Source organism: Calditrichota bacterium (assembly GCA_013151735.1).
In the GTDB taxonomy this organism is placed as follows: Bacteria; Zhuqueibacterota; JdFR-76; order JdFR-76; family BMS3Abin05; genus BMS3Abin05.
This window is the reverse complement of sequence record JAADHR010000144.1, coordinates 4,900-12,971: the sequence shown is the minus strand read 5'-3', so window position 1 is coordinate 12,971 and position 8,072 is coordinate 4,900. Positions and strand designations below refer to the sequence as shown.

At 47.9% G+C, this 8,072-nt stretch carries 9 protein-coding genes; all 9 read right to left on the bottom strand.

Translation table 11 applies throughout. The features are described from left to right. On the bottom strand, positions 1–95 hold a 95-nt coding region (locus tag GXO76_10320), incomplete at its 3' end, for a low molecular weight phosphotyrosine protein phosphatase (protein ID NOY78249.1). Next, positions 92–748, bottom strand: a complete 657-nt coding sequence (locus GXO76_10315; protein NOY78248.1) for a threonylcarbamoyl-AMP synthase — start codon at positions 746–748, stop codon at positions 92–94. The genes GXO76_10315 and GXO76_10320, both read right to left, overlap by 4 nt. Next, positions 738–1,766: a lipopolysaccharide heptosyltransferase II gene (gene waaF, locus GXO76_10310; GenBank protein NOY78247.1), complete on the bottom strand. Its 1,029-nt coding sequence runs from the start codon at positions 1,764–1,766 to the stop codon at positions 738–740. The genes GXO76_10315 and waaF overlap by 11 nt, the downstream gene beginning before the upstream one ends. Continuing rightward, complete coding sequence (locus tag GXO76_10305; GenBank protein NOY78246.1) at positions 1,763–2,677, bottom strand: lysophospholipid acyltransferase family protein; 915 nt, start codon at positions 2,675–2,677, stop codon at positions 1,763–1,765. The genes waaF and GXO76_10305 overlap by 4 nt, the downstream gene beginning before the upstream one ends. Further along, entirely contained in the window at positions 2,670–3,572 is a 903-nt protein-coding gene (locus tag GXO76_10300) for a hypothetical protein (GenBank protein NOY78245.1), read from the bottom strand. Before GXO76_10300 ends, GXO76_10305 begins: the two co-directional genes overlap by 8 nt. Before the next feature lie 242 nt (positions 3,573–3,814). Further along, positions 3,815–4,060: a hypothetical protein gene (locus tag GXO76_10295; protein ID NOY78244.1), complete on the bottom strand. Its 246-nt coding sequence runs from the start codon at positions 4,058–4,060 to the stop codon at positions 3,815–3,817. A 693-nt stretch (positions 4,061–4,753) separates the two neighbouring features. Then, complete coding sequence (locus tag GXO76_10290) at positions 4,754–5,878, bottom strand: hypothetical protein (GenBank protein NOY78243.1); 1,125 nt, start codon at positions 5,876–5,878, stop codon at positions 4,754–4,756. Between the two features lie 220 nt (positions 5,879–6,098). Beyond that, positions 6,099–7,475: a sigma-54-dependent Fis family transcriptional regulator gene (locus tag GXO76_10285; GenBank protein NOY78242.1), complete on the bottom strand. Its 1,377-nt coding sequence runs from the start codon at positions 7,473–7,475 to the stop codon at positions 6,099–6,101. A gap of 161 nt (positions 7,476–7,636) precedes the next feature. Next, positions 7,637–8,053, bottom strand: a complete 417-nt coding sequence (locus GXO76_10280; GenBank protein NOY78241.1) for a tetraacyldisaccharide 4'-kinase — start codon at positions 8,051–8,053, stop codon at positions 7,637–7,639. Positions 8,054–8,072 lie beyond the last annotated feature (19 nt).

The window sequence follows — 8,072 nt, the reverse complement described above, 5'->3', positions numbered from 1 at the left end:
GCGGCCGGAATTTTCGTCCGAAAAATTCCCTCGGCCATAGGACTTCGACAACTGTTTCCGGTACATACAAACAAAACTGTAAATCTATTTCTCATTGGCTTTTTATCTCTCCACTAATGGCCTCGATGCGTTTCCACGAAATGGCCCCTTCTCGAATGAGTTGCATGTGTTGACTCGAAACATTCACGATCGTAGATGGTGCAGGCTGCCGGGTCCGCCCCGAATCAACAAGCACATCCACTGCCTGCCGGATTTCCGGCGGAATATCCTTTAGGGACAGGGGATTCTCCCCGCCGCTTAAATTCGCACTGGTCGAAAGAATCGGCCTTTCAAGGGCCGCACTCAACCGCCGGCAAAACGCGTGGTCCGGCAGGCGGATGCCAATGCTATGATTGGGGCCCAGAAAGCGTCCCTGCACAGCCGGCTTCGCCTTAAAAATAAGCGTCAGGGGCCCCGGCCAGAAGGCATCCATCAGCCTTTGAGCCACACCCGGCACATGGTCCACGAGTTGATCTAACAGCTCCAAAGAACCGATCAGCACGTGAATCGGTTTCTGAAAATCTCTTCCTTTAATTGTGTAAATCCGTTCCACAACTGCCGGTTGAAAGGGATCTCCGCCCAGACCGTAAACCGTATCGGTTGGATAAACCAGCACACCGCCTCTCCGCAAAACCTCAGCGGATTTTTCAACCACTTCCGGGAGATTCTCTGCATGCAGATGAAGGATTTTCTCCGTGTTATGTTTCATCCAGAAGCTCCTTCACCGCATGGTAAACCTCTGCAACAGAAATAGATTTCATACACGCAAACGTATTTAACGGGCATTTATTCCCGCCATGGTCGCCGCAGGGTCGGCAATCAAGTTTCTTTTCCAGTATTCGATGAGAAACACCAAATGGCGTAAACCCAAATTCGGGAATCGTGGGGCCGAAAATTTCCACTACTTTTGTTCCCACCGCAGATGCCAGATGAACGGGCGCGCTGTCGTTCGAAACCAGAACCGCACATCTTCGAATCGCTTCGGCCGATTCACGGGGAGTCAATTTCCCGATAAAATTGGCAATATTCTTCGAAGCCGATTTTTCAAGCTCCCGGCCCAGAGGGGCATCAGCCGGCCCGCCGATCAGAACAACCTGAATCCCCTCGGCCGTCAGCTCCCGAATCAATTGGGCAAACCGGTCGGGCAGCCAGCGTTTGGTGGCCCAGACCGATCCCGGTGCAAGCGCCACACAGGGGCGGCCCTGTTCAAGACGGGACTCCTGCCAGATGGCATCCACCCGTTCAATATCTTCGGGTGCAATCGCCAACTGAAGGCCGGTTTTCTTTTTGGGTAAAACCCCAAGGGGCTGCAGGAGAGAAAGATTTCGGTTTACCTCGTGTACCGTCTCGTCGTACGGAATAACATGCGTGTACAGAAAAGAGGCCCAACTTCGATTAAAGCCTATTCGCACGGGAATGGCTGCCCATTTGGCGAGACTGGCACTGCGCCACGACCGATGCGGCAGTAAAGCCAGATCGTACTGTTGATCTTTCAGAAAACGCACCTTTTGAACAAATGCCTGAAACCCGCGCTCAGTGTCTCGCTTATCATACGGAATAACACGGCTGATTCCCGGGTAATTCTCCAGAACATTCATCACTGAGGGAATGGCCAGATAGTCCAACTCGAATTCGGTAAGATTACGCCGAAGTTCATCAACAAGCGGAAGAGACAGGACCACATCGCCCAAATAGGCCGTTTGAATGATGAGCACGCGGTAAGTCATCGGGAGACCCTCTCACTCTCACCGGGAGGTCGTGTTTTCCACCGACGATGCATCCAGAACCATTGATCCGGGTATTTTCGAATATTCTCTTCCAGTGTTTCCGTAAACCGGCGGGTAAGTTCCCACAAATTTTCCGGGGTCGGGCCGTCCAGATCGCGGGTTGGAATCTCCTTAAATTCGACCACATAACGGCCATTCTTCCACACGGTTTGGGAATAAATCATCGGAGCACCGGATTTCAAAGCAAGCAGGGCAGCCCCCACAGGTGCAGACGCCTTCCGGCCGAAAAACGGCACAAATTGCCCGTCCTTTCCGGCATCCTGATCGGACAGCAACGCGACGCATTCTCCCTGCCCGAGGGCCTTCAGAGATTTTCGCACGGCCCCTCCCACATGAATAATTTTTGAACCGGCCAGAAGCCGGTTGGAATTAATCCACTCATCGGCAAGACTGTTACGCTGAGTACCCACAATAATAGAAGTCGGATACCCTTTCAACGGAACAATTGCCGCCATAAATTCCCAATTTCCAAGATGCCCGCCGTTGAGGACCACGCCCTTCCCCTGTTTGAGCGCGTCCCGCAGAACGGTCTCATTTTCAAAAACCACCAACTGCATAATTTTTTTCGGGATCAGACGCGACAGATACAAAAAATCCATGGCCACGCGGCCAAAATGATCGTAAACCTTTTTGGCCAGCTGCGTACAGGCCCTGGCGGATTTTTCAGGAAAGGCGCGTTGAAGATTTTGAAGGGTGACGTCGCGCCGCACGCGGAAAATGGAAAACGCCAAAAAACTCAAGACCCGCGAGAGCCGAACGGCCAGCCAATAAGGCAGAATTTGGGTTGTCAACCAGATGAATTTCAACCCCAAAAACTCAAGGACATTTCGGAGCTGTTTTGAGTTACTCACGGCTTACCTCCGACGGTTCATCCCAGGCCTCCATCCGCATCCGGTTTCGGCGCCTGATCCACCAAAACGAAACGGCCACAAAAACAGGGAGCGCCAGCCAGAGGTAGAGATCGACATCAAATAAAAACTGCCATTTGTAGTTTTTTTTCGCATAGTCAAGGAACGTATCCTCAAATTCATAGAGGCTCAGTCCCGTGGCGGCTGTCAGCGCACGTTCAAAAGATTTTGTTTGTTTGAGCGTTGTGAAAAGGATGGGGAATTTTTTCCAGCCAAAGTATTCCACAAAAAATCGCATCGCGGTGTAGCTTTCAGCGTAGGCAAGCCGCGCTTTGGTGCGCCCAAATTTCAACACCTGACTGACATCATCCAGAGAGAAAAGCGATCCGGTTAAAACCGCCCGCGAAATGATGGTTGTGTTGTCCGACACGCGTTCGCCCGAGAGCAAAACCGCCATCCCTTCATCAAACCAGCGGGGCGTCTGGATGCCCGGATAAAGAGACCCCATCCAGGCATGAACCAGCTCATGCCGAACCACTGAAAAAAATTCATCCCCCTTAATCTGATCGGTTAACAAAATAATCAAATGAATGTCCGGGCGGGTGACCCCCCGGCTCCATTCGGGAATGGTGTTCTTTGTTAACTTGTCGAATTCCGAGCGACGGTCCGCCAATATAACCCGGATGGTGTCCCGGGGCACTTCTCCAAAAACCGATTTGTATTTGGGTTCTGTTTTCAGAATGACGTCGGCAACTTCTTCAGCCAGTTTTTTCTGGTACGGGTGATAAATAATCCGATAATTTTTAATCCGCACACTTTGCCAGTTGCCGGCAAATGATGAGGGAATCCACATCAGTGAAATCAAAATCACCCAAAAAATGTTAACCCACTTTTTCATCAATGATTGATCTTCATTCCGTAAAAACAGAAGATGGCACGCCGCAGCGCATTTTCAGCATCGCCGCTCAACCTAACAGCCGTTCTTTAAACGACATTCTTGTAGATTATGGTTAAATAACTATTTAAATTAGCAAGACCTGTTGCAAAAATCAAGTTTTTTTGGGAGGGGCTTTGGAACCTGGAAATAGGGGGGCCGGTATGTTGAACGTGCCGGAGTCGGATGAAGGAAAGCGCGGCGGCTCAAAAATCTTTCAGGGCTTTGGCCAGCAAATAGACTTCCCGAGGAATTGGACGGGAAATTTCCTGGTCGAACAGCCTGTAAAATCCCCGTAACTGACGCAGCCGATCCTGGCATATCATGCACGATTTTACATGCGATTGAATTTTTTTTGAAAAGGGTAAACCGTAATTTACCTTCAATAGATACAATTCCAGATCGCTTTCCCGGGGACAAGATTTCTTTGCGGATAATCTGTTTTTAAACATGGGATTCTTTTGTTTCTTTGGATTTGTTTAAGTTTACGGTTTCACCAAACTTGCATGTTACCAGGCCGATTAACCCCTGATTGGGGAAACGCTACCTGCCGATGATAAACGGCGCAAAAATAGCTGCTTCTGTAACTTCAGTAACCACCAATTGGTGTTACTCTGAACCGAATAGTGACACACCTTAAGAGCCTGTGTAAAAATACCGCAGATCATATCATTCCCTGGAATCCACGGGCAGGCAATTTCCGTCAATCCGTCGAGTATTAAATTTTGAATAACCCCGGCACTTTCAATCTGTTAACCTTTCGTACCTACGGCACTTATGTTAATGGGGCACCCTATTTACTACAAACCTTTCGCGCTTAACAGCGCTCTCATTACACAGATTGATTAGTCCTCAGTTAACAATAATAAATACAGTCCCGTAGGGACGATAGGTTTGTAGCCAATAAAAAAGAACAGTTAAAAAGTCCCGTAGGGACGATAGGTTAATAACCTTATTTTTACACAGCCTCTTAGCTCGTGGATAGGCTTTCATTCCACAGTTTCAGGATCCTAACCTCAAATGATTCAATCAATTGATGTTAAAAGACCCTTTTGGAAACTCTCTTTACAAGCAAAATGAGCGGCTATGCAGGCATTAACCATTCGTTTATTAAGTAGAAACACTCTCTTGTTTTGCGGAAAAATTCATAAAATATTCACAACGTCTTCTTTCATCTCCCGCCGAAGATTCTTTATGAGATATTCAAAGGCATTTCGATAGGTTTTTCGATAGTCCTGAAAAGTGAGATCGGGAAGGTAGGTTTTCAACAGGTGAAAATGGGACACCTTTTTCTTGCCGTTCATGTAATTTTCCGAGAAACTCATTAAGGCCTTCTGAAATGCTGAAAGCACTTCAGGCGGGAATTTCCGGTTCGTGCCGTATTTCCACTTAATCAGCTCGGAAATCCGACGAGGCATTTGGGCCATAATATGATCAAACTGCCGGGCCTCATACGAATTCTCCGGTGTTTCATCGGTTAAGATTTGATCGGGAATATCCTCAAGGGAGACCTCCCGCCGTTTGAATTCTTTAACCACGTCAACAATTTCGTCAACCGTCAAATAATTCGCAAACGTCTTTTTTTCGCTGACCAGTTTCAGAAGATTTCGTATCAATGCAGGTATTTGCAAATAGGGGGAATAGTTTGCCAAAAAATCATTTTTCAAATCATCGATTGGGATCAGCGGCAGATCACGTCGTAACTTTTCGCGGACCAACGGGTGGTGGATGTCAACCTCTCTGCGAACGAATTTCCGAAACAAATCCGGGTCATTCAAATTGACCGGCGAGAATACATAAACCTGGCTCAGGTTCTCAAAGAGGATAATGTCGTCGGATTTTTGAATGGCGCCTCGAATATTTCGGAGAAGCCGTGCGCCTTCGGGGTCCCGTTCCCTGAATAGAATGGCCAGCCCCTGTTTAACCGACTGGATGACCAGGCGTTTCAGTTCAACAAACAACACCAAATCATCCGGAACCTTGCCGTGATCAAAATGGCGGGAAAAAAATCTTTTTAGTTCAATAAACTCCAACGCCTCATTCCGGCGAAAGATCGGAGCAATACAGTCGATCGCCACATTTGAAAGTTCAGAGGATTCAAATGCGTTGGAGGGTGCAATCTTTTTTCCGCTAAACTGGAGAAATCGAAGATAGCCGACAGCAATTTTTTCAGAAAGATCAATAAATGCGAGCAGGTCGTGATCCGAATACGAATTGGATAAAAGCCTTATGAGAACGTCTTGAAGATGATACTTCTTTAAAGTAGCCATTTCCCCTTCCCTATTTCAAAAGACACCCGATGTTCCCAATATTGATTGCTTTAAATTTATGTCCGATCCATGAAGAAAGCAACTCCAACCCTTTCAATTTCAATATTGTAAAACGGGTTTTTCTCTTGAACGGGTTATGACACCTTTCCCCTTGTGAGCCCGATCCGCCTTCCTTCAGACAGATAAAAAACCCCAGTCACCTGTCTCGATTAACAGACAATCAGCGGACAATGGGCAGTCCGTATTTTTTGGCCTTCCGATAAATGGTGGCCCGGCCGATACCCAGTTTTCTGGCGGTCAGCGAAACATTGCCCTCACTTTCGAGCAGGGCCTTTCGCAGGGCCTCCTCTTCCAGTTTTTCGATCCAGTTGTTCAAGGGGCCGGTTCCCGGCTCGGCCATTTTTTTCTCCCCGATCGCCCGGATGTTTGCCGGCAAATCCTTGGGTAAAATCTGTTCGGAGGAGGCTAAAATAACGGCCCGCTCGATGGCATTCTCCAGTTCCCGTACATTCCCGGGCCAATGATACGCCGTCAGCAGTTCCAGGGCATCCGAAGAAAGCTCCTGAACATCCTTTTCTTCACGTTGGGCATATTTGCTGATAAAATACTGGGCCAGCAGCGGAATATCTTCTTTCCTCTCGCGCAGGGGCGGAATAACAATCGGGAAAACGCTGAGACGATAGTACAAATCCTCCCGGAATTCTCCCTTTTTAATGGCTTCTTCCAGATTCTTGTTTGTGGCCGAAATGACCCGCACATTCACGTGGATCAATTCATTTCCCCCCACGCGTTCAAATTCGCGCTCCTGAAGGACCCGCAAAATCTTCACCTGAGTTGAGGGGCTCATCTCGCCGATCTCATCCAGAAAAATAGTACCGCCGTCTGCCTGCTCGAATTTCCCGATGCGGCGCCCGGAGGCTCCCGTAAAGGAGCCCTTCTCATGCCCAAACAACTCGCTCTCCAAAAGCGATTCCGGCAAAGCCGAACAATTTACGGCCACAAAGGGTTTATTTCTCCGCTTCTCGCTCTCAAAGTGGATAGCCCGGGCAATCAACTCCTTTCCGGTACCGCTTTCACCCTGAAGCAAGACGGTCACGTTGCTGTCGGTCACTTTCTTAATCGCCTTAAAAACCTCCTGCATCGGACCGCTCTCACCGATAATATTTTTGAACTGGTAGCGCTCCTGCAGTTCCTGACGCAAACGGTCTACCTCAGCCTTCAGGCTGCTGTTTTCAATGGCATTTTTGACCGTCAGGCGAAGCCGATCGCCCGAAAAGGGCTTCGTGATAAAATCGAAAGCGCCCAACTGCATGGACTTAACCGCCGTTTCGATCGTTCCGTGTGCCGACATCATCACCACCGGAATTTTGGGATTTTCCTGTTTGATCCGGCGAAGCGTTTCAATTCCATCAATACCCGGCATCTGGATGTCCAACAAAACAAGGTCAGGGATGGTCTCGTGCATGATTTTTAAGCAGGATTCTCCGTTGGCCGCAGAAATGATGTCGTACATTTTATCTTTTTTTAGATTTATTTCGATCATCTTGCGGATATTGACATCGTCATCAACAATTAAAACCTGGTAATCCTTAGCCATCAAAAAATCCCCTTTCCATCATTTTCGATTGAATCGGTTGTATTTGGGCACCTTAAACCCCTCCGATTTGGTTTTTTCGGAAGAAATAACCCGGCGATTAAAAAAGGAACGTCTTCTCAAATCACTAAAACGTAGGAAATTGTCTCATTTTCTTTACAAATTTATTGTAAATTCGGTAACAAATCAAGCAGATTTTCTTCCCCGCGGACAATTTGAATGGTGATCTTCAAAAACCAAAAATCGGGAGCCATCTTTTCCAATTTGACCGCATCCTTTTCCGTACATAAAATAGCGTCCGCTCCCCTGTTTTTTGCCTCCTGCCGGATGAGCGCAATGTCCCGTTCCCTAAATCGATGGTGATCGGGAAACGACTTAAAATATCTGAGATCTACACCCAATTTTTTGAGTGTATTCCGAAAAGAGTCCGGGTTGCCAATGGCGCTGAATGCAGCCACAGGCTTGTCTGCAAAAAAATCCGAAGGTTTTTGAACGGATCGATCAATCCGCAGAAACCCTTCAGGTTTGTGAATGCTTTGAATAACCGGCACACGCGTTATTTTCCGCAAACGACGGAGCACTTCCCCCAAATCTCCCGCC